General features: G+C 53.2%; 15 protein-coding genes. 8 read left to right on the top strand and 7 right to left on the bottom strand.

The features are described 5' to 3' along the window. Positions 1 to 48: 48 nt before the first annotated feature. Positions 49 to 2,406, bottom strand: a complete 2,358-nt coding sequence (locus ACTJJJ_RS02580) for a right-handed parallel beta-helix repeat-containing protein (protein WP_440701393.1) — start codon at positions 2,404 to 2,406, stop codon at positions 49 to 51. Positions 2,407 to 2,467: 61 nt separating this feature from the next. Beyond that, the gene (locus ACTJJJ_RS02575) at positions 2,468 to 5,596 is read right to left on the bottom strand and encodes a PVC-type heme-binding CxxCH protein (protein WP_440701392.1); all 3,129 of its coding nucleotides are present in this window, start codon (positions 5,594 to 5,596) and stop codon (positions 2,468 to 2,470) included. A gap of 204 nt (positions 5,597 to 5,800) precedes the next feature. Here ACTJJJ_RS02575 and ACTJJJ_RS02570 point away from each other — a divergent pair, with 204 nt between their 5' ends. Next, positions 5,801 to 6,364: a hypothetical protein gene (locus ACTJJJ_RS02570; protein ID WP_426294932.1), complete on the top strand. Its 564-nt coding sequence runs from the start codon at positions 5,801 to 5,803 to the stop codon at positions 6,362 to 6,364. Between the two features lie 206 nt (positions 6,365 to 6,570). Here ACTJJJ_RS02570 and ACTJJJ_RS02565 read toward each other — a convergent pair whose 3' ends face one another. Genes ACTJJJ_RS02565 through ACTJJJ_RS02555 form a run of 3 tightly spaced genes read right to left on the bottom strand, consistent with a single transcriptional unit; the run spans position 6,571 to position 10,423 of the window. Further along, positions 6,571 to 8,334 carry a flavin monoamine oxidase family protein gene (locus ACTJJJ_RS02565; RefSeq protein WP_440701391.1) on the bottom strand — a complete coding sequence of 588 codons (1,764 nt, stop codon included), beginning with the start codon at positions 8,332 to 8,334 and terminating at the stop codon, positions 6,571 to 6,573. A gap of 10 nt (positions 8,335 to 8,344) precedes the next feature. Next, the gene (locus ACTJJJ_RS02560) at positions 8,345 to 9,541 is read right to left on the bottom strand and encodes an FAD-dependent oxidoreductase (RefSeq protein WP_188930996.1); all 1,197 of its coding nucleotides are present in this window, start codon (positions 9,539 to 9,541) and stop codon (positions 8,345 to 8,347) included. 36 nt (positions 9,542 to 9,577) lie between these two features. Then, entirely contained in the window at positions 9,578 to 10,423 is an 846-nt protein-coding gene (locus ACTJJJ_RS02555; protein ID WP_229221735.1) for a heme-binding protein, read from the bottom strand. Positions 10,424 to 10,733: 310 nt separating this feature from the next. Between ACTJJJ_RS02555 and ACTJJJ_RS02550 the strand changes: the two genes are divergently transcribed. The 6 genes from ACTJJJ_RS02550 (at position 10,734) to ACTJJJ_RS02525 (ending at position 21,233) form a co-directional block, all read left to right on the top strand. Then, on the top strand, positions 10,734 to 11,432 hold the full coding sequence (locus ACTJJJ_RS02550; RefSeq protein ID WP_188931003.1) for a FadR/GntR family transcriptional regulator: 699 nt from the start codon (positions 10,734 to 10,736) through the stop codon (positions 11,430 to 11,432). Positions 11,433 to 11,715: 283 nt separating this feature from the next. Next, positions 11,716 to 15,060: a SusC/RagA family TonB-linked outer membrane protein gene (locus tag ACTJJJ_RS02545; RefSeq protein WP_440701390.1), complete on the top strand. Its 3,345-nt coding sequence runs from the start codon at positions 11,716 to 11,718 to the stop codon at positions 15,058 to 15,060. A gap of 11 nt (positions 15,061 to 15,071) precedes the next feature. Further along, on the top strand, positions 15,072 to 16,544 hold the full coding sequence (locus tag ACTJJJ_RS02540) for a RagB/SusD family nutrient uptake outer membrane protein (protein WP_440701389.1): 1,473 nt from the start codon (positions 15,072 to 15,074) through the stop codon (positions 16,542 to 16,544). Positions 16,545 to 16,580: 36 nt separating this feature from the next. Beyond that, positions 16,581 to 17,732 (top strand): sialidase family protein, encoded by a 1,152-nt coding sequence (locus ACTJJJ_RS02535; RefSeq protein ID WP_440701388.1) that lies wholly within the window; start codon positions 16,581 to 16,583, stop codon positions 17,730 to 17,732. A gap of 25 nt (positions 17,733 to 17,757) precedes the next feature. Continuing rightward, positions 17,758 to 18,675, top strand: coding sequence for a dihydrodipicolinate synthase family protein (locus tag ACTJJJ_RS02530; protein ID WP_426294938.1), 918 nt, complete (start codon positions 17,758 to 17,760; stop codon positions 18,673 to 18,675). 44 nt (positions 18,676 to 18,719) lie between these two features. Then, a complete protein-coding gene (locus tag ACTJJJ_RS02525; protein WP_440701387.1) occupies positions 18,720 to 21,233 on the top strand; it encodes a sodium:solute symporter family transporter in 2,514 nt (837 codons plus the stop codon). Between the two features lie 10 nt (positions 21,234 to 21,243). Here the strand turns inward: ACTJJJ_RS02525 and ACTJJJ_RS02520 are convergent, their stop codons facing one another. Continuing rightward, positions 21,244 to 22,626: a Gfo/Idh/MocA family protein gene (locus ACTJJJ_RS02520; RefSeq protein ID WP_440701386.1), complete on the bottom strand. Its 1,383-nt coding sequence runs from the start codon at positions 22,624 to 22,626 to the stop codon at positions 21,244 to 21,246. A gap of 342 nt (positions 22,627 to 22,968) precedes the next feature. Here ACTJJJ_RS02520 and ACTJJJ_RS02515 point away from each other — a divergent pair, with 342 nt between their 5' ends. Continuing rightward, the gene (locus tag ACTJJJ_RS02515) at positions 22,969 to 23,517 is read left to right on the top strand and encodes an RNA polymerase sigma-70 factor (RefSeq protein ID WP_188931028.1); all 549 of its coding nucleotides are present in this window, start codon (positions 22,969 to 22,971) and stop codon (positions 23,515 to 23,517) included. Between the two features lie 17 nt (positions 23,518 to 23,534). On the opposite strand, the gene ACTJJJ_RS02510 is transcribed toward ACTJJJ_RS02515, so the two are convergent. Further along, entirely contained in the window at positions 23,535 to 23,732 is a 198-nt protein-coding gene (locus tag ACTJJJ_RS02510; protein WP_440701385.1) for a hypothetical protein, read from the bottom strand. Positions 23,733 to 23,819: the final 87 nt, after the last annotated feature.

Below are 23,819 nucleotides of genomic sequence, written 5' to 3'. Positions count from 1 at the left end.
CCCGTTTTTTTACGGGCGGAACTTCAAATATAACAGAATCGGCGCCGACTATTTAAAGGGTACTTTCAACTTATGCAAAGCCTGGTTCCGGAAAAACGCGACTTCCCCCTCGCCCATCCAGTTGATCTCCTGAAAAATATCTGTCAACTCCGCCACATTGGCAATATCGCGGTGGTTCAGGACCCGTATCACATCACCCGGCTTCATGCCTGCACGTGCAAGCAAGCTATTTTCAGCCACTGCTTCTACTACCACACCCTTTTCATCGGGCAACCCATAGGCCGATCGGTCACCCAGGCCATTTACATTCCGCAACTGGCCGCCCAGCCAGGCTATCGCGGATACGGCTTTGCTGTCGGTCCCATTTTTGATCGCCGGAAGAGGCACCTTTGCGGCCTTGCTTTTCAGTTCGATAGAGACGATGCCAAATTCGTCCATGGCGAAATTCACAAAGCCCAATTTCAATGCCGGACTGCCCGGTTTCACGCGGTAATCGCCCTTTGCCGGGTCCTCAAACATCGGGTCACCTTCCAGGCTGTGCGCATCGGTACCATTATAGCGGGCCTTTTCAAGCGCTGGCTGGTCGGGGAAAAGGTTGTAATCCACCTCTTTGCCCCATTCATTTACCCGGATCGGCGCGTAGGGTTTCGTGACGATATTTTTCCGGAATACATCACCGCTTTTGGCAAACCACACATGCGGGTGGAAGGAGTTATTAACCATAATATTATTTTCCACGACCCGCTGAAAACCTTCCCGCAGCTTCAAACCGCCATTCAGGCACAAATTATTGTAAATATGATAGTTGGAACTGCCATCGTCGAGGTCGATGTCCCACCCATGGTCGCAACGGAAGCGGTTATTACGGATCACGATCGTCCTGCCTGCGTCCAGAAGGATCAGTTCGGGATGGGCGGCAGCGAGGCTGTCCATCCGTTCCCGCACCGGATGCCAGAACCGGTCGCGTCCCCAGGAATTGAACGAGCCATGGTCACCCGTTTCCAGCACGGTGTCGAACACGTCGTTGAACTCGATCAAATGCCCGCCCCACGTGCCTTCGCTCACGTTAATGCCTGCCCGCGGGATGTTGTAGATCGTGTTGTGGCTAACGGTAATATCCATACTCATCGAAATCTCCACGCCGGCGACCTGCTTCTCCACGCGCCCCAGGCCGTGCATCAGGTTATCGTAAACTCTGCATTGGGCCGGGTAATTATCGGTTTTCGGCCCGGGAGCCTTGTCCATTCGGTCGTAAGGCACCGCCTGGTTGTATTCGAAACTCGGCGAACGCACCGCGCCGGGGTCGCCCACAAAGCAAACCGCACTGGCTCCGGTTTCTTCAAAATGACATCCGGAAACTTCGCCACCGCGGTTGTAATTACTGAAAAACACCCCGTTGCCACCCACCGCATTGAAATGGCACTTGCGAATGGCGCAATTTTCGGTACCGTCCAGCAACACCGCTCCGCCACGGTAAATGGCCCAGTCGCTCCGGAGTAACGGTTCTTTGGTTTCCATGAAAGTGCGGAGGGTATGCGCAAGTTCAAAACCCTCGATACGGATATTCCGAACCGGTTTCTGCGCGGTGCTGCGGAATTCGAACAAATGCCTGATCTGCGGCGTCAGCACCTCGCGGGCGTCCGCAGGCGCATACACGTACAGCGTACGCGAAGGGGCGTCATAGTACCATTCATCAGGCGCGTCGAGCTCCTCGAGCAGGTTTTCGATGAAACGGTACTTGTCGTGCATGCCCATCTGGCGATTGTTCTGATACCCCCCTTCGAGCGCCAGCGTGGTGTCGCCGGTTTTCCCTGTCACCCGGTAATGGTAATCGCCCCATTCGTGCTTATGCATGGCGTGGATAAAGGCACCCTCCGGCCGCTTCCAGGAGTTGATTTTCGCTGGTGAAAGCACATCGGCCGAATAGCCGCCGAAATGGCTGACCGCCGGGTCAAGATTCGGGTAACGCGCCATGTGCAGTTTTTTCCTGCCAATAAACAGCTGGTCGAAAATATAATCGCCGCCGATAGTCGCCTTCTTGACATTACCCTTGTATTCCAACCATTTAACCGGGACAACTGCCGCACCGCTAATTGTGACTTTTTCTCCGGGAAAGGCTTTGTAGGTTACCGCTTGCCCCGCCGCCCGCGAGTCCTCCGGCCCGAAAACGACCGGTTTTGAAAAATAATACGTGCCTCCCCGCAGAAACACAGTTACTGTTCCGCTCATGCTCCTCACCTTGTTGCGCGCAGCTTCAAGGGTCGCCAACGGTTTTTCCTTCGTGCCCGCGTTACGATCGCTCCCACCCGGGGCAACGTAAATATCCGCAGCAAGCAGTGAGGTCGTAAATGCAGCGCATATGGCACACAATGCAATCGTTATCAGTCTTTTAAAATTTTTATTCATAACTAAAAAACACCGTACGGAGCCGGTACCGATCAAACTTCGTTCTGATTAATATAAATAGCTATTTCAATGTACGGATATAGGCCAACAAATCGGCTACCTGCTGGTCGGAGTAGGTGTCGATCAGTCCCTTAATCATGAATGACCGACCGCCCAGCGCGCCTTGGCTTTTGATCTGCCCGGCTGGAATGAAGGTAGTTGCCCCTCCCATGAATGCGAGCGTGGTGCCTCGTTTGTCCTGACTCACCAGATAGCCTTCGAAATTCGTCCCGTCCTTTTTACTTATCCTATAAACAGTGTATCCGCTTTCGACGGCGGCATCGGGATCAAGAATGGCCGTCAGCAATGCCTCATTTTCCCGGCTCGCCGAGCCGTCCAGCGATGGCGCGATATTCTGCCCCTTACCTCCGGCCTGATGACAGTTCAGGCAGGTCTGAAAGAGGGCCCTGCCCGTTTCCGCATCTCCTTTCTGCTGCCCGGCTATGGTCATATATTTGTCTAGTCTGGTTTTGAATGCCTTCTTTTTCTCACTTTCCGCAGATTTCGCCCGGCTTAGCAGGCTTGCCGTTTCCGCGTTCCGGCGAACAGCCACCAGCCTTTCGGCAGTAGGGACGTCCAGGGAGCTTCCACTGAGTTGTTTGTTTTTAATAAGGTAAATCAAAAGATCGGCCCCGGCGGGCGACGATGGGAGCATGCTCGCTAGCGCTGCTTTTTCCGCGCCGTCCAGCTTTGATACCCACTTTTGAGCGGCCAGCCTCGCCGATGCGGGATCCGTCTTTGCCAGCGCCGTCAATGCATAGGCGCGCACATCGAACTCCCGGCTGCCGTTGTTAACGACCTTAACCAATGCATTTTTGCCCAAAGCCGGATTCGCGTCGATCGCTTTCAACGCCAGTTTGACCGACGACGCGGGCATATCGCGGTCCAGCACGGCCAGCACCTGACCTACTGCATCACGCATTCCAAACCTCCCGACTGCATCGAACCCGAGGTCGACTTCCGCCTGATCGTTACTTTTTAAAAGCCGCGATACCGGCGCAGCCAGCAAGCCATTCAGTTCCGCCGACTGGACCTGTGCCTGGTTATCGATCGCAAAACGGACATATTGCGTCGCCTGGGGTGCCTCGAAGGCCGGTTTGATCGCTGAAAGCACATTTTTATTGGACAGCATCGCGGTAATGCTGGTAAACGTAGGCTCGTCGAGCTTTTCGATATGTGCCTCTGGCCAGAAACGCAGGAATGCCTCTTCCCGATCGTCCTTCGGCAATGCTTGGGTCGCCCAGAGCAGGTTTTCGACAGGTACCCTAGCCACATCCGGCCCGGAAATGAAGCGGTTTAGTGCCTCCGAATGTTTTTCAAGGGCCATTCTTGCCAAAAACCTTTCGAAACTCCGCTCATAAGGCCCGCCGAGCATTTCGCCCGCCAACTCCGGCTTGCAAGCGGCAATAAGAATGGCAATACCCGCCCTATCCAGCTCGACCGCCTCGCCCAACGTGCGCAATACCTGCGAGCGCACCATGGGATCGGAATCGTCTGCCGAAATCTTCACCAGCGCCGCAATTTCAGCACCATTCAATTTAAAACTACTCAATGACCGTACCGCCTCGCGCCGGATAGCGGGGGATGCTTCGGCGAGCAGGTTGCCCATTAATGCGGCATCGAAGTGCTGTAAACTTTCGAGGCACCAGAGCGCGTGGATTCTTGTAATGTCGTCGGCAGTACGGTCCGCGGCTATGGTGGTGATGGCCGGGATCAGCGCATTCGTTTCTTCGCGTGGCCGGTCGGCGATCTGATGCCAGGCGGCCCTTTTTGCCCAAAGCGAGGGAGCGCGCAAATGCTCCGGCAAAGCAGAAGCAGGCATTTCGTAAAAATCAGGAATATTCCTCGGCTGCTGGGTCACATGGCGAATCCGCCAAATGCGGCCGTGTGTCTTGTCGCGGTCGGGGTGCGTGGTGGGTAATTCGTTGTGGGAAACGATCTTGTTGTACCAATCGGCGATGTACAGGCAGCCATCTGGCCCGAATTCCATATTCACAGGCCTGAACCAGTCATCTTCCGAGGTAAGCAAATCGGGCAAATGGGCGGCGGAAACAGTGCCATCCGCATTTCTCACAACTTTCACCGCATTAACAGAGCTCGTGATCGGGTTGGCCAGGAACGCCACATCGCGAAACGCCTCGGGAAATGAACCGGATGCATCGTCCGCGAACGCCGTCCCCGAAATGCCCGTACCACCGACGCGGAACGAATGCAATGCAGGCATAAATGGCTGATAAGGCCTCAACTTTTCATTCCCTATGCCCGGCAACGCCGTTCCCGGCTCCATCGGGACCACCGAATAGCCCAGGTCGTTCGCTTCGGACCCGTACCATTGCCCATTACCCCGCAACTGAAAGCCCCATATATTGTTCAGTCCCACGCTTACCAGTTCCATTTTCCGGCCATCGGACGTAAAACGCGCTATTTTACTGAAATCGATTTTCAAACTATCACCACTCACCAGCGACTTCACGCGTCCCTTATTGAGCGCGCCGTGACTGAAATGGATCCAGTTTCCCGGCGCCCGCACGAGCGCATGCGCCATCGTGTGCGTATCCGTGAACCCGAAACCGGTAAAGAGCGGCACGCGCTTATCGGCCCTGCCGTCTTTATCGGTATCATCCATAAAAAACAGCTCCGATCCCTGGGCGATATACGCGCCGTCGCGGTACGGCAGGATACTCATCGGGATCGTCAGTCCATCGGCCCAAACCGTCGGTTTCGCTGGCCCCTTTCCGTAGATATCCGAAAGCACAATGACCTTGTCCACTCCTTTGGTTTCGCCTTTGTAGAGCTGCAAAACGCGTTTGAAATTGGGATGATTACGCTGGGCATTCTCATCGTCCATCAATTTCAGGAGATCTTCCCAGCGAATGTCTGAAATCGGGTCGAGGGGGTACATTCTGGCCGTCTGCGTCCACAACCTCCCCGCATCGTCGAACGTAAGGTCGATCGGCTTGAATACGCTGTCACGCTCGCTGGCCACGAGTTCTATCACAAACCCTTCGGGCAGATGAAATCCGGCCAACTCCTGCTCCGGCGTATTGGCGCCCCTACGGACGGAATGAGTCTTGTCCTGCGCGGCAGCCGGTGTTATACATGAAACCACCGCAATAATATATGCATGAAGGTAACGTCTGGACGCGGTCATAGGGAGCGGTTTTGATGATCTGGAATTTCGGATTTATCAGATGTATCAAAGCAATCGGTAACCTATTATCTACCGTAAACCAGATATTCATTAGTACCAGCCTTCCGCTAATTCGCCGAATAAGAATTTCCGTAGGCTGACTTATACTTATGCCCCGTTGCCCCGGCAAATTATGACATTGAAGAACTTTCATCAACCTGAATTATGAATGAAACACTTATCTTTTTGGAGCAGAAAGTCTTCTGCCAGTCGTTTATCGCCGACATACTTTCCGGTTTCATAACCTCCTTCGTATTCCTCTTTGCGCTTCTGTTTTTGTTTCGTCCACGGATAAGAATAGCCCGTCATATCGCGACACATGTGAGATCATATGGTTGCCGGTCGAACAAGTGGTATTGCTTCAAAATCATCAACAGATCCTTGTTCAGAGCGTTTGACCTTCGTGTCGAGGTGATTCAAAAGATCCCGATGACCGGTCCCGAGGGGAAAACGAACCACCGGACGGAACCCCTCACGCTCATAAAAGACCAGTACAACTACGTAGCACCGTTCAGAGTTGGGGAAAAATCCGAGTACGCACTCTGGTTTTTGACAACGGACGATATCTCCACCATCCTCAATGACAATGAACATCACATCATTGAACTACGAGTAATTTGCAAGCACGAACTAACGGGCTTGGGAAGCGTATTTGTCAGAACCTATTCAAAACATGACATAAAAGAAGGCACATTCAAGTCGGGCAATACATTTGAAATTGTAAATTGAATTCTGTATCATTACATACTTTTAAGCCACCACGGTTAAAACTGAATCTGCTATGAAACCAGACATTATTGTGATGTAAGCCTCTGAGGTTTACATTTAGATCAAGCCAATTATGAAAAAGGACATCTCACATGCGAGGTGCCCTTTTTCGTTTCAATACCTGGTTCAAACCAGACTCTTACCGGACAGCCGGATTGCGTGAATCGCTACCAGCCCATATAATAGGTCTTGCTTAACCAATCCGGGCGCAGGAGATGAAAATGTGATTCCAGCATTTTCTCCGCTTCGCAAAACGCTCCTTCTACCCACCCTTGCTGATCGGAATAGGCCTCACCAACAACATAAATATGCTCGTCTGCATCCGGCTTGCGCATGTAAGGCATGACGTCCCAAACCGGCACACCGGCCTTCCAGGCATGGTACCCTGCGCCGAACGGATCGTCGGACCAGTCGCGGAAATAGGTCACGTATGGTTCCGGGATTTCCACCTGTGCACCATGCAATTCACGCAGCTGATTCATAATTTCATTCACCATCAATTGCGTAGCCTGCTCTCTTTCAAGGGCTTTCAGCTCCACCAGCGAGGCCGATGCCGCCGCGCTTACTTTGAACAGCACGGTATCATCCGAAAGTGCCTTCCAAAATGTCTCGGTTTCCATATCCCCGTAGCTGCCGAGTAGCATCGAGTTGTTGTTCTGCGGATCGGTGCCGAAGTAGTAGCATTGCCGCATCGGCAGGTCGGTAATAGAGTGCCCGGAGTCGATACCCAGCTGTTTCCACCAGGGCTCACGGAAGCCCATCAGGATTTTGAATGCAGGCTCCATGATTACCGAACGGATATTCCGGTCAAGAGCGGTGTTTTCATTGGAATTGAAAAAGAAATTCTGCTGATCGAGCAGTTCCAGCGATTTACGCGGCATTCCGAGAATAATGTGGTTGGCATAAGCATACCACAGGGTGTTGCTCGGGATATTCAGGAAAGTGAGCTCGTAGCGGTAATCGTCACGCAGCTCATGGCCTTTCGAGAAGGTCAGCAGCTTGTTTTCCGACCAGATAGTCGCGCCCGGAATGCCTGTATACTGATTCGCAAGCGCATAGGCGATGCTATCATAACCTTCCTCGATCGTTTTATAAGTCACATCGGCCGAAAAATCTCCTACCATATAAGGAAATGCCTCTGCGGCATTCCAGTTGATCGTGTTGGAATAATAACCTCCCGCATTCGCCACAAAACTATAACCCTCTTCCGAAATCTGGTCTTTGATCAGGTTCCAGAAACCGAGGTCGTTCACCTTGCGGCCATCATAGGGCGACCCCGGGAAATTGTAGGTGAGTTTAGGCTTCACCTGGTCCCAATCCTCACTGGTCAGTTTGAAACCGTAATCATATTGTGTAGGCCCTTTGGTAACCTTGTCGGAATAATTAGCTACAAACCAGGGATCGGCCACAAGCACGTCGTAGATGATCTTGTTGAAAAGCTGGTCGGAGCTGAAACCGATGTCGTCGTCGTTGAGGTAGTAGCGGGTCACGAGTTTCTCTCCTTTATCCTGTGCTACATTCCAGGCATTTTGTTTGAAATGTTGCTTGCGGAGGTAAAAGAGCAGATCAGCCGGGTTGCCCATCGGGAACGGAACGGGCGTCATATGGTCTTTGAGTACCGGCGTGCGCTTGCTCAGGTCTTTTTCCGTCAGCGGATAGCCTTCAATAAGCGTAGTCACGATCTGCTGTGAAGTGAGGTAGCGCATACCGCCCAGCTCGCCCCAGAAGTTCATCCCGGGCAGGATTACCGATTCGAGGCGGCCGCCGAGGCGATCGCTCATGTCGAAAATCTGCACCTGCTCGCCGGTGTATTTGCCGGTGTCGGTCAGGCGGTAGGCACTGTACAGGCCCGAGGTTCCCGCGCCGATGATCGCGACTTCCGTCCGTAAACCAGGCTTTATTCCGTTGTTAAGTGGCGTGTTTTTGTTCATGTTGATGGTTTTAAATGGCTTTGAAATAATTATAACCCAGCTTAAATGGCGAGATATCGAAAGTGGAATGGCCGTCGAGCGCCAGCTCGGTCAGTATCTTACCTAAAAACGGGGTAAACTTGGCAGCCCAGCCTGTGGCATACACCACGATGTTGTGGTGATTAGGCACATAAGGCGGCGCAAAATCGATCAGCAGCTCCTTGTTCGCGATCTTGCTGAGCGCGATAAGGCAGGTCGAAGTAAAATAGGGCGTCGGATCGAGGCCTGTCATGTGCTCGCTGACCCATTCCGACGTGTAGGCGAGCTCCTTCGGGTTAGGTACGAGCGTCCGTTGCTCAGGACTTGTGAGGGGATCGATCACAAAGTCGGGTGCGACACGGATGTACTCCGGATGGTCCCAAACCACACCTGGGAAGCCATAAAACTGGTTACCGTTCGAGCCGATCGCATTCTGAAACACAAACCAGGTCGGGTACTGGATTTTCGGATCCGTCTTTTTGAAATAGGCCGAAGACATATTCCAATAGGTCGCTTCGATCGTAAACCCGAGCAGGTTGATCACGCTATCAATATACGGCCCGGGTACTAACACCAGTTTTTCACTTGTAAAAACACCTTTCGGCGTCGTCACGTTGAACAACTTTCCGTCCTGCCCAATCGCTGTCACCGGCGATTCTTCGTGCAGGGTCGTGTACGGGTCCCGCTCGCAGGCCTGGTAGAGGGTTTCGATGGTGGCACGGAAATCGATGCTCGCACCATCCGCCTGGAAAAGGCCGGTATAAGTATCGGGCAGGTTCCGGAAGTGGTATTGCGACTCGATTTCCTTCGCCGTCAGGCTGGTGTAAGGCACGCTCAATGCTTTGAGTGCCTGCTCGGCCTCGGCAATATTACCCTCGGTGGAATGCACCGAAGGATCACCGAACCAAAGCGTCCCAACCTTGTCGAGCAGTGTTTTGGGCGTCAGCGTTTGCAGCTCGTCCCAATACGGCTGCGCGTCCAGCGCCATTTGCACCATATATTCTTCGGGATACGGAATGCGGTATTGCCGCGAAACGCCCGCTGAGCTGCCAAGCTGATTTTTGAAATTGAACTGCTCCAAAACCAGTGTTTTAGCTTTTCGTTTTCCCAGATGGTAACCGGTGGAGAGGCCTATTGCCCCTCCCCCGACCACGATCACATCAAAATGATGATCTGCTGGTTGCGCCATGTATGTCGTATTTATCGTGAAGGTTTCGTGTATTACTTATTGTTTCACCAGCGTGTTAATGTTCACGTGCGGCCATTGGATGAGCTTAGCAGGATCGTGGAACTGCGGGATAAACTCGATGATGGAAGTCTGCGAGTATTGCAGTTGCAGGAACGAGCCGCCGGTATTCGGGTTTTGTACGGTTTCAATCCAGTAAGTTGCCTCAAAACTGGTCGTGTTAGCGTTCTGAACGATGAAGGGAATGTTGGTAATCCCGCCTTTGTTGGCCGTGCTCACCGAAATGGTGGTGGTGGAAGTGATCGTCTGACCGGCAATGGCATCCTGCAAAGTGGCATTCGGGTTCACCTTGTTGAAGCCTTCCTGCGGTGTGAGGTAAGGGTCGGTGTAGCCCAGCGGTTTCGAACCCGGGCCGGTAATCGGCAATGTGCTGATCGCCGGGATGTTGGGCGCCCCGCCGTTGACAGACGAACCGCCCAGTGCCAGCAATGAATCCCCATGCGGGACAGATGCCTGGCGGGCAATGCTGAATTCGTCCGGGCAATCCTGCAACAGCAGCCACGTTCCGTTCTCTGCGTGTAGCAAACTGCCATCGATATTGCTATGGATCGTGAGCTGGTACAGCAAAGTAGGTACCTGCTGCACGATGTGCGTTCCGCGGTTGGGCGTAGGTGTGCTCAACGGCGTGACGGTGAGCATTTCGGTGTAGGGCTGCACAAGCAAAATAAAGCCGCCTCTTTGGTTAGGAACGGCCACGAGGTTCCAGCCCTTGCGCCCCACCCAGGTACCGATCAGGTCGGTCAGCGGACCGAACATCGAGTTGGTTTCCTCGGGAGCACCACCTAAACGAGTGGTTTGAAGGGCATTGCTAGTAACTTTTAACATGGTGTAGATGGTTTAAGTGAAAAAAAGAGGATGCAGGGTAACAAGTATGGCTGGTAAATCCGACCGTTACCAACCCTTCACAAATCACCCGATCGGCATTCACCATGTCGTTTATATAGAATTAGTTTTATATTTTCTACAAATTAGATCATAGAAGGTGTAGCCAAACTAATACTACTTGTGGACTTATTTAACGGTCAAAGGTTTTCGCAGGGTGGGTAAATTCGGCGCTTCTGTTATGTCCTACAAAAGGAATTATTAGCTTTGCATCCAAATCTCTCTTCCGACCCGGCACCTGGCCATTGCAATTATGAATGATCTGAAAAACGATATCCAGCCTTTGGGGGCTTCTACCATGGCCGACATGGTCGAGTCGAGGCTGCGTGAGTATTTGAAACGGAAATCCTTCGTACCCGGCGACGCATTGCCCAAGGAACAGGAACTGGCCGACGCCCTGGGCGTGAGCCGGAATGTGGTGCGTGAGGCGCTCAGCCGCCTGCGCATGCTCGGGATGATCGATACCCGCAAAAAACGCGGGATGGTGCTCACCCAACCCGATATCCTCGGCTCGCTCGAACGCGTCCTCGATCCGCTGATCCTCGGTAAAAACACATTGAAAGACATTTTCGAACTGCGGCTCGTACTGGAAATGGGCCTGGCCGACCTCATTTACCTGCGCAAAACCCCGGAAGACATTACCGCCCTTGAAACGATTGTTGCCCAGGAGGTAAACAAGCAGCAGAAGCCCTTCCGCGTAGAACATGAGATCGCTTTCCACGGCAAGCTTTACCAGATGACCGGAAACGACACTTATATGCGTTTCCAGAAAATGCTGCTGCCCGTATTCGAATATGTGCTCGATTATGAGATCCAGGTCAATGGCCAGGCGGATGTGGGCAAGGTTACCCATCACGATTTGGTTGAAATATTAAAAACAGGTGATTCGGAAGATTTTCGTCGAGGTATGAAGGCGCATTTAAAGCCACACTTCGACCGTTTGAAAGCTTGAAACGGTATATTACATCGCTACGCGATTTTGCATTACCAGACTATTAGTGGAAGATTGATGGCAGATCGCAAAATGTCGTCAGACATGTAACATCGGCAGAAAACGGACATCAATTCCCGTGGGGATGCAACAACGACTATAAACCGCGCAACGGCACCATATTTTGCATTATTTTCTGAATAAATATTTGGATGTTCAGTAGCAAAGCTTCTATCTTTGTTATTATGTAGTACATAACTACTAATAAACATATCAAATTCCTGACTCTTTAAAATTCGATCCTATGAAGAAAGTGTACGCGGTAGTCCTGCTGGGCTGTGCGTTGTTGCTCCTGGCTCCGGTCGTCACGGCGCAGCAACTGACCATCACCGGGACCGTCAGATCAGCCGGGACGGGCGAGAACCTGCCGGGCGTGAGCATTATCCTCGGTGGTACCTCCTCCGGTACCACCACCGATGCCGATGGAAAGTATACGATACAGGCACCAGCCACGGGCCGTCTGGTTTTCTCCTACGTCGGTTTCGATCCTCAGGAAGTAGCCATTTCAAGCCGTTCGAAAATTGATATTTCCCTCTCGGAAAGCGAAAAGGCGCTTAGCGAAGTTGTGGTGGTGGGCTATACAAGCCAATCCAAAGCAAAAACGACCGCTGCGGTGTCGAAACTGGGGACTGAAGAGCTCAGAAATACTTCTAATCCCAACCCTGTGCAGGCTATGCAGGGCAAAATGGCAGGTGTGTCGGTACCGGTCAATTCCGGGCAGCCGGGCGCCGGGGCGACCAATATCATCATTCGTGGCGGGACGAAGCTCAACGTTTATGGGACAGGGTTAGGCAATTCGGGCGGCAATTCCGTGGGGACTTCGGAGTCGAGCGGGCCGCTGGTGATCGTGGATGGCGTGTTCCGGTCATTGAGTGACATCAATCCCGACAATATCGAATCGTTTCAGGTGATGAAGGACGCCGCGGCGACAGCCATTTACGGTGGACGAGGTGCGAACGGCGTGATCGTCGTCAAAACCAAAGGGGGAAAGTTCAATACCAAAGCCAATATCTCCCTCAACCACCGCACAACCTGGGAAACCAATGCGCGGGATTATAAATACCTGAATGCGAGGGATTACCTCGCATTGGCAAGAAAGACAGTCCAGGCGACTTTCGACCCTATCGACAAAAACAACCTGCTTAACAACGGGGGTTTCTCGGCCGGAACACGCATTTATACCACGCCGGGGCAATACGGGAACAATATCAACCTCACCGCATTGTACGACAACATCGTAGCCGTAGAAGGCCAGCCTTACGTCGACCGGCTGCTGGCAAACGGGTGGCAGACCATGGATGACCCGATCAACCCAGGTACGAAGCTGCTTTTTGCTGACAATCATTACCAGGACATGCTCTGGAACACCGGCGTTACTCAAAACCACAACCTATCCGTCGACGGCGGCAGCGAAAGGGCGAGTTACAATGTGTCGGCAGGTTATACCAATCAGGCAGGTACGTTCGCAGGTACCAGATACAAACGATACGATGTGCTCGGCAATTTCGGTTTCAAAGCGGCCGACAATTTCCGGATCGATGCGATGGTGAACTACCAGAATGTGCTCCCCAATTACGTGGAGGCATTTCAGAACGAGCTCACACGCGGCACGCGCCTGACCCCGCTCATACGCATATACAAGGACGACGGTAACCCGACGCCCGGCGAGAACTATGCAACCCGCAACCGGTTCCACACTTTGAAATACGACGACGTCCGGTCCTCCACCGAGCGGGTCATTTCACGCATTGCCGGTGACCTCCTAATCGCCAAAGGATTGAGTTACAAAGCGGCCATCTCCTATTTAATGCAGGATTATCGGTATATGTTTATGCGGAAAGGCACACCGGCCTCCGAAATCCAGCCCGGTACCCAGCGCCAGAAGAATGAGGATACCAACAACTTCCGGCAACTGATGATCGACCAGATCCTCCAATACGACCTCAGCCTGCGTGATGCCCATAACTTTACATTCCTGGCGGGTTTCAATTTTACCAAATCCACCAACAGCATTATCAATATCGGTTCGCAGCGCGCTACGAGCGACTACATCTATACTATTAATGAACCTTCGACGTCGGTCATCAACGGCGTGGTGAACACCAACGTGACGGATTTCAGGACCTCCCTTTCGGAAAGCCGTTCGGCGAGCTACTTCGGGCAGTTCAATTATGATTACGACGGGAAATACCTGCTCAGCGGCGCATTGCGGTACGATGGGTTCTCCAATTTCGCCCCTCAAAACAAATATGCATTGTTTCCCTCGGCCTCCCTGGGCTGGAACATCCACCGGGAGAAATTCTGGAACATCGCACCGGTAAGTATGCTGAAACTCCGCGCAAGCTGGGGCCAGGCCGGTTCCAGCGACCTGAGCCTCACCGATACCTACGGTGGCTATTCCGCAGCGACGTACGCATTGGGCTCCGGTATCCTGAGGGCCAATCTCTCGAACCCGAACCTTAAATGGGAACTCACCGAAACCACCGACCTCGCACTCGACGCAGCGCTGTTCGGTGACCGGGTTACATTATCGGTTGATTTTTACAACAAACTCACAAAAAACAGGTTAGAATCGAAACCACTGCCTTCCGAAGCGCCGTTCCCCTCCATTACTTACAATAACGGGACCCTGCAAAACAAAGGCGTTGAAATAGAACTGGGCGCGACGGTGATCAAAGCCGGCGCATTTACGTGGCGATCCAGTTTTTCATTTGCCCTCAACCAGACCACTATCAAAAAACTACCCGACAACGGCCGGGCTAAAAACCGGCAAGGCGGCGATCTTGTTTACGACCGCGCCGCAGGCAAAAACGTAGAAGCCGGTGGACTGGCAGAAGGCGAGCGGCCGTTTGGATTGTACGCCTACAAAGTGCTGGGCGTATTCTCGACCGAGGAGGAGGCCAAGGCCTGGAACGCTACCAAAAAAGACAACCTCGCTTCACCCTCCGGCATTACCACCGGGAAGCACGCCGGCGACTTCATCTTCGACGACCTCAACAACGACGGGGTGATCGACACCAAAGACCAGGTGTTCATGGGCTACCGCAACCCCGACAAAATCGGCGGAATGCAGAATACTTTTACTTATAAGTCCCTGTCCCTGCGAGTGGCCGTCGACTATGCGCTCGGGCATATGATCAGCAACGGCGCACTGGCCCGCTCGCTCGGAACCGGAAGGGCATTCAACGAAGGGGCGCCTTCGCAGGCACTCGGGCCCGACATTTGGCAAAAATCGGGCGATACCGGTAAGAAATATGCCCGTTTCTCATTCGCAGATGCCGATTTCGGCCAGCGCAACTACCTCCGCTCGGCGACTTTGGGCAACAACAACGGCTATGGATCCGACGTATCGGCCATGATCGAAAAGGGCAATTTCCTGGCCCTGCGCGAGCTTTCACTGGCCTACGACCTGCCCAAAAACCTGCTCAAAAAAATCCATTCCACCGGAATGAATGTGTTCGTAAGCGTGTACAACCTCGGTTATCTCACCAGGTACAAAGGCATTAACCCGGAAACTTACACCGGCTTCGACGCCGTGGGCTACCCGCGCCCGCGCCAATTTTCGGTAGGAACCACGCTCAGATTTTAACAGAAAGTATTATGAATCCAAGAATTAAATTCCTCACCCTAACCGCTTTTGCTCTCACAAGCCTGAGTGCCTGCGACAGTTTGCTGGACGTGAAGCCGCAGTCGAGCATCACCGAGGCGGTTTATTTTCAGAATGAAGGCGATTTTGAACCATACCTGACGGGGATTTATACCTACATGCGAACTTTTGCAAACAATGTAAGCTACGGTACCGAGCGCAGCGAAGAGTTGATCGCCGGCTCCAACTCGCGTTTCGGCGTGGCATGGTCGCAGATCATCACCCCTACTTCCGGCGCTATCAATTACAACGATTGGTATAAGGCCATCGGCCATTGCAACCTGCTGCTGGCGAGGATAGAAGCCTTCCCATTCGCCGGCAATCCCGATCTCAGAAAGCGCATTCTCGCCGAAACTTACAGTCTACGCGCCTATTTTTACTTTCATTTGACCCGCATTATCGGAGACGCGCCGCTGATGCTGCAAGCGGTGACGGACGAAAATGTGCCGTTACTGCCACGCTCTACGGCTGCCGAAGTGATGAAGCAGGTTCAGGGGGACCTGGATAAAGCAATCGGGTTTTACAAATCTGTGGGCAATTTCAATGCGGCTTCATACCCAAGCAAATACCGCTTCGCATATGGCTCAACGCAGGCACTCAAAGCGGAAGCCAGTTTGTGGAGCGCCAAAGTACTCGGCGGCGGCGATGCGGATTTCAATACGGCTATCGCGGCTATTTCGGAAGCAGAAGCTTCGGGCGTTTCACTGAATGCGGATTTCAAAAACGTGACAGGCCTGCGGGCACCCAATAACCCGGAAGTCATGCTATCGGCCTATTTCAGCCGGGACGAAACGGGCGGCAATTATGGCGTAAATGCATTACCCTTCCTGACGATCGTGCAGGGTGCCGTCAATCTCGACAGCCTGCCCTACACCCAAACTTCCACCACCGGCCAGGGAGCCTACCAGATCAGCCAGCCGTCGCGGGCATTATTTAGCAAAAGCACCCCCGACAATCGCATTCCGTACACCTGGATTACCGAACGGCAAACTTCCGGCCCGAAGATTTCCTGGATCACCAAATACCCCGGTACCAAATATTCCGACGACCGCATTTCCGACAACGAGCTCATCATTTTCCGCCTCGCCGACATTTATCTCATGAAAGCCGAAGCCTACGCAGCTCTTAACAAAATGGAGGAGGCGATCGCCTCCCTCGACAAAATCCGCACGCGGGCAGGCACCGGCGCCTACGCGGGAGCAAAAACAAAGGCAGCCGTGGAGCGGGAAATCCTCGACGAACGTGGTCGGGAGCTTTTTTTCGAGAATAAGCGGTGGTACGACCTCGCAAGGTTTCACAAAGGAGGCACCATCGATGTGTACCAATTTGTACCGAACCTGGTGGGCAAGAAAACGCCGCTTTTCTGGCCGCTCAATACGACGGTTCTAGCCAATAACAAGCTATTGGTCCAGACAGCGGATTATTAACCTTTACTTTTCAAGAATTTTATTTGATGTTTTGATATGATAAAAAGAACATTGCTGATCCTGATCGTCCTGGGCGCCACTAGGGCATTTGCGCAAGACATTCCCGAAACGCGTGCATTGTTCAGCGCAGGTGAAGGCGGCTACAAAAGCTATCGCATTCCGTCGCTGATCAAAGCCAGAAACGGTGCACTGATCGCGTTTTGTGAAGGCCGCAAAGACGGCACCGGCGATGCCGGCGATATTGATTTGCTCATGAAACGCTCGACGGATAATGGCAAAACCTGGGGGCCGCAAACGGTCGTCTGGGACGATGGTACCAATACCTGCGGCAATCCTTGCCCGGTGCTCGACGAGGAAACAGGCGAAATTCTCCTCCTACTTACCCAAAACCGGGGCGACGTACCCGAAAAGGACATTATCATTAAAAAATCCGAGTCGACCCGGACGGTGTGGCTCTCCCGCAGCGCCGACCACGGTGCCACCTGGGCCAAACCGGTTGAAATAACCCAAACTACCAAGAAACCCGAGTGGGGCTGGTACGCAACCGGACCCGGCATTGGCATACAAATCAAAAACGGTCCGCGCAAAGGCCGGCTGGTGATCCCCTGCGATTTCAGCTACGACGACCCGAACGGCAAGGTCCGTAACGGCCCGTTCGAATACGGCGCGCACGCCATTTACAGCGACGATCACGGTAAAACGTGGCAGCTGGGCGGGACGATCACACCCAAAATGAATGAATGTCAGGTAATTGAAGTGGCCGACGGCAACGGCACGCTGCTCATGAATATGCGCTCCTATTTCGGCCATGGGCGGCTGGCGCAGTCGGTAAGCTACGATGGCGGCGTTAGCTGGACGGCCCCCGAAGACATTCCCGAGCTCGTTGAACCGGTATGTCAGGCGTCGATCATCCGGTACCAGCGTCCGAAAGGGAGTAGTGCAATGCTCTTCCTCAATCCTGCCAGCACTACCAAACGGCACAACCTGACATTGCGCGCCAGTTTCGACGAGGGAAAAACCTGGCCGGTTATCCGGACCATTTTCCCCGGCCCATCGGCCTATTCGAGCATGGCGGCATTGCCCGACGGCAATATCCTGTGCCTTTACGAAGCGGGAAAAACCGGTGCCTATGAGCAGATCGTGCTGCAAACCATCACCCCGCAATGGTTGTTCGGGGACCGCAAATAGTTGAATTTCAAGTTTATCAATCCACATGAATACCATCCAACACACCGACGGCCTCATCGCCGCGCTTTTCACTCCCTTACATCCTGATGGCTCCGTGCATTACGAGCTGCTGCCCGCATTAGTCGAACATTTGATCAGTACCGGTATTTCGGGCATATTCATTTGCGGCAGCAACGGCGAAGGTCCCAATCTGACACTCGAAGAACGGATGCAGGTTTCCGAAACCGTCATCCAAGCCGGTAAAGGCCGCCTGCGCATGATCGTACACGTAGGGCATGCAAGCATTGCGGAAGCGCGCAAGCTGGCACGTCACGCGCAAGAGGCGGGGGCAGACGCCATTTCGTCCGTCGCAGCATTCTATTTCAAACCTACTTCCGTGCAAAACCTGGCCGACTGCATGACCGACATTGCGGCAGGTGCACCAGAGCTACCTTTTTATTATTATCATATTCCTTCACTCACCGGCTTTTCCGTAGACGTGCTCGACTTCATGCGCATTGCCGAAAAGCAGATCCCCAACTTCGCCGGAGTGAAATACACCGCAGCTACGCTTTGGGAATACCAGGAATGCCTGAATCACGAAGGCGGCAAATACGATGTATTGTATGGTTTTGATGAAAATCATTTGCCCGCATTGTCGATGGGTGCCAAAGGGTGCATCGGCAGTACATTCAACTTCGCAGCACCTCTTTATCTGAAAGTAAGGGAGTATTTTGAAGCGGGCGAGATGGAAAAGGCGCGGAAGCAAATGCTTTTCTGCGTCGAGATGGTGCGGATCGTGGTGCAGTACCCGCCGATTCCCGCACAAAAGGCCGTGATGAAAATGCTCGGCTTCGATATGGGTCCCTGCCGCCTCCCGCTCGTGACCCTGTCCGACGAGCAATACCAGGAATTAAATCGCCAGCTCACTGAAATCGGGTTCTTCAAATTCCTGGGACAATGATTGAATGAGTAAATGAGTGAATGAGTGTATAACCGAATGACGCAATGACCCGCTTACTGCTGTTCCTGACTATTTTCCTACAAACTATGACTTCCAATGCCCAATTGGTCGGCCCTTCGCCGTTGCGATGGAAAAGCCTTCCACCGCTTCCTGACGATGTTGGGTTTGCGGGTGCTTATGCCGGCGTCAGTAACGACGCGCTGATCGTCGCGGGCGGTGCCAACTTCCCGGGCAACGCCGGACCGTGGGGTAACGCGCCCAAAACCTGGTATGACGATATTTTTGTGCTGGAAAATCCGTCGGGAACCTGGAAGAACGCGGGTAAATTGCCCCAGGCAATGGGATACGGCATTTCGCTCACAACCCCGGAAGGCATTTTCTGCCTCGGAGGCGCCGATGGTACACAGCATTACAAGCAGGCATTTTATCTGAATTGGAAGGACGGCCGGATTACCACGACGCTACTCCCGGCGCCACCGGTTCCCCTTGCCTATGCGTCCGGCGCGGTGCTCGGCGACAAAATATATGTGGCAGGGGGCACCACCGCTCCGTCCGACACCCATGCATTGAACCGTTTCTGGGAATTTGATTTACACAAAAAACAATGGCACGAACTGCCTCGAATCCCCGGCAATGGCCGCATGCTGGCCGTTGCGGGTGCACAGGATGGCCGTTTTTTCCTGTTCAGCGGCGTAGAGTTGCACCATCATGCCGGTGTCGCCCGGCGCACCTATTTGAAAGAATGCCTTGCCTATAATCCTGCCTCGAAAAGCTGGAAGCGCCTTGCCGACCTGCCGAACGCCGTGGCTGCCGCACCTTCCCCCGCATATGCGGCCGGGCAGTCGCACCTGCTTGTAGTGGGTGGCGATGATGGTGCCAATGCCCAACGGGTAATGGAGCTTAAAGAGGACCATCCCGGTTTTCGCAACGAAATCATGGCCTACCACAGCATTACCGACACATGGGCATCGCTGGGGACATTTTCGGAAGGTAAGGGAGCGGTTACTACGCCGCTTGTGACGTGGAACGGGCAACCGGTGATCCCCTCGGGCGAGGTGCAACCGGGCATCCGCACGCCGCGCGTGGTGGCGGGCAGTCCGGTAGTAAGTACCGGCACATTCAATGGGATCGACTGGGGCGTGGTGTCGGTTTACTTTTTGCTGGTACTGGGCATTAGCATTTACGTTTCGCGCAAGATGAGCGCCAGCACAGACGATTTTTTCCTCGGCGGCCAGAACATTCCCTGGTGGGCGGCCGGACTGAGCATTTTCGGGAGCAAACTCAGCGCGCTTACATTCATCGCCATCCCCGCGAAAACCTACGCTACCGACTGGGTCTACATCTTTGCCAATGCGATGATCATCGTCGTGGCACCGATCGTGATCTGGTTCTTCCTGCCCTATTTCCGCAAACTGAAAATCACCAGCGTCTACGAATACCTCGATTTCCGGTTCAATAAAACCGTCAAACTGGTGGGCAGCTTCACATTTGTTGTTTTTCAGGTAGGAAGATTGGGGATCGTGATTTACCTCCCTGCATTGGTACTAAGCACGGTCACCGGGATGAACCTCATGCTGTGCATCACCCTCACCAGCCTTATTACGACCGCCTACACCATTTCGGGTGGGATCGAAGCCGTGGTCTGGACGGAAGTAATGCAAGTCGGGGTGTTGCTCGGCGGGGCGTTTATCAGCTTGTTTTTTATTGCAAATGCCTCAGGAGGCTTTGAATCACTATTTACACAAGCGGGTGACGCCGGCAAATTCCACATGGTGAATAGCGGCTGGGCTATCACCGAGCCGGTGCTTTGGGTAGTTTTGGTGGGTAATTTTTTAACACAAATCGTCACTTACACTTCCGATCAGGTGGTGGTGCAACGCTACCTCACCACTCCTACGGAAGCCGAAGCCCGCCGTTCGATTTGGACGAATGCATTTCTCGTCATTCCGGCCACATTGATTTTCTTTTTGGTTGGGACGGCATTGTGGGTGTATTTCAGACAGTCACCTCACCTGCTGAACCCGATGGCGCGCACCGACGATATTTTCCCCTGGTTTATCTCCACACAACTACCCGCTGGCCTGCGCGGATTGGTGATCGCGGGGCTCTTCGCGGCTACGATGTCCACTATCAGTTCCTCGATGAACTCCATTGCCACCGTGGTCACTACCGATTTTTTCCAGCATTTTGTGCCAAAATCCACCGATCTGCAACGCTTCCGCTTTGCACGTTACACGACGCTGGTACTAGGCGCGGCCGGGATCGGAATTGCCGTTTGGCTGGTTTTTATAGAAAACAACAGCATTTGGGACCAGTACCTGAAACTGATCGGGATATTCGGCGGCTGCCTGGCCGGGATGTTCGTGGCGGGGATATTCGTCCCTTCGATTAACAGCACTGGCATTCTCGCCGGGTTTTTCATAAGCGCGGTGCTGTTGTATTTTGTGCAGGCGAATGGCTGGGTACATTTCTTCCTGTACCCTGGCGTCGGGATTTTTGGTTGTGTGATATTTGGCTGGCTCATCAGTAAGGCGGTTCCCCAGCCCCGGCCTTCCTGACCATTAAATGCTATACCCGTGGCATTTTATAGCCGTTGTGGTACTCGTTACCGATCAGCTTGTTGGCCGCCGCATTGTCGAACTCCCCTTTTTGGGCATCCCAACGAAGCGTACTCCCCGTTCGATAAGCGATATTACCCATTTGAGAAAGAATCGCGACCTCCGCGCCTACATGTATGGGCGCATGCAGGTCGTCCATACGCCGCGAGCGGATCACTTCCACGAAGTTTTTGGCATGTTCATCAAGGCCATTGTCCGACGAAGCCTGGAACGGAACGGCTTCCATCCGTTTTTCGTACGGTACGACTTCCCAACCACGCCTGTCGACGATTAACGTGCCGTTCTCACCCAGGAATGCGACGCCGTGCTCGCGGTTGTAAATGCCCGCGCCATAGCCGATCACGTGTTCCCATTGTATATTAAAACCTTCGTATTCAAAGAGTGTCGTAAGCGTATCGGGCGTTTCCGCGCCGGGGTTACGCAGCATTGCGCCGCTGGCGCTCACACGTTTCGGCGCGGCGGCGGCCGGCGATCCGGCGGCCGGCGATCCGGCAGTCTTCATACCCAGCAATGCATAGTCGAGCAAATGCACGCCCCAATCGGTCATAATACCACCTGCATAATCCCAAAACCAACGAAACGAGCCATGGAAACGATTGGGATTGAATGGCCGCTTGCTAGCCGGTCCCAGCCACATATCATAATCCACGCCGGCCGGGGCTGTACCGTCTGGCTGTTTTAGGATTGGATTACCATAATTAAAATATCCCCAAACTTTCACCAACCCTATTTTCCCGAGTTTTCCCGAATGCACAAAATCGACCGCGTCGCGAAAATGTTTCTGGCTGCGTTGCCATTGCCCCACCTGCACCACGCGCTTGTACCGCTCCTGAGCCGCCACCATCGCCCGGCATTCGGCAATGGAGTTGCCGATGGGCTTTTCTACATACACATCCTTGCCCGCTTCGCACGCTTCGACCATCATCAGGCAATGCCAGTGGTCGGGCGTGCCGATCACCACTGCGTCTATATCTTTGTTTTCCAAAATCCTCCGGTAATCGCCATAGGTTTTCACCTGAATTCCTTTCGAGGCAAACTCGGCAGCCCGTTTGTCCAGCACATTGCGGTCGGCATCGCAGAGCGCAACGCATTCCACACCCGGATTTCGGATCACCGCATTGATGTCCGCCCACCCCATACTGTTGATACCGATCGCCGCAACACGGATCTTGTCGGCGGCCGGCGATCCTGCGGCCGGCGGCCCTGCGGCCGGCGACCCGGCAGCTGATCGGACAGAACCGGCCTGCGCGAAGTCGGTGATCATGGGTAAAATGCCCGCTCCACCAGCCAGGGCGGTCGCAGTATGGATGAATTTTCTTCTGGAAATAGTCATGACAAACCAAGATGATGATTAGCGGAAAACAAAGCAGGTTTTGGCAGACTTTTACCGCTGTTTTTACACAAACAATTCTTGCAATATTTCAAATGTCAGTTTGACAAATGTTGTCGTATAATTTGGTATTGCCGGGAAAAAGTATGGCTTTCCCTATAAAATTCCCGAATGACAACGTTCCCGGCAACGTCTGCGTAAAAAAATCGGGCGATTACATTGGTCACGATCAAAAATGGGTTCAAATTAAGTCCGGGCAACAATGCAAGCATTTGCCACTTATCGGAAAAATACAATTTCAAAACATTGACCCGACACCCATTTAACCACATTCAGTAACTGCACATGAACGTTAAATCTCTACCGGACCAACACCTCGTCGAAGCCCTGCGGGACGACGACAGCCTGGCATTCCGGGAGATTTACCAACGTTACTGGAAAAAAATGTACCTGCTCGCGCTCCGCAAGATCGACGACCGTGAGGCCGTAGAGAGCATCGTCCAGGACGTGTTCCTCCGATTGTGGGAACGCCGCAGCCTTTTGCAGATCGACAACCTGGAAGCCTACCTCGTCACGTCGGTCAAATACACATGCATCAATCATTTCAAATCGGCGATGGTACACGAAAAATACCTCGCCCACGCATTTGTCGGGTATTCCGACTCGATTTCTACCACTGAAGATCAGCTGAACGTGAGCGAACTGATGAGCAGCATCGAAGCGCGCCTGAGTCATTTCCCCGAAAAAGCCCAGACCATTTTCCGCCTTCACCGCCTCGAAAACCGTTCTACCAAAGAAATAGCCACCCAAATCCAAATGCCCCAGCGAACGGTAGAGCATCATCTCAGCCTAGTGGTAAAGGCGCTGCGTTCCTATTTGAAAGATTATCTTTAAAAGGGAGGAGGGGATTTCTATCCGATCCAATCCCCTTCCCCTTCCCCTTCCCCTTCCCCTTCCCCTTCCCCTTCCCCTTCCCCTTCCCCTTCCCCTTCCCCTTCCCCTTCCCCTTCCCCTTCCCCTTCCCCTTCCCCTTCCTCCCTCCTCCATCCTCCCTTTCCTCCCCTTCCTCCCTTTCCTCCCTTTCCTCCTTTCCTCCCCTCATAGCACAAAAGCCAGAACTTTCTACCCCAAAGTCCGATTTAACATAACTTATCCAATAATTTCTAAAAACTTTTGCGGAACACCGGCCCTGAATT

This window comes from Dyadobacter sp. 22481 (assembly GCF_052044875.1).
Classification (GTDB): Bacteria; Bacteroidota; Bacteroidia; order Cytophagales; family Spirosomataceae; genus Dyadobacter; species Dyadobacter endophyticus.
This window is presented reverse-complemented; position numbering and strand designations above follow the sequence as displayed.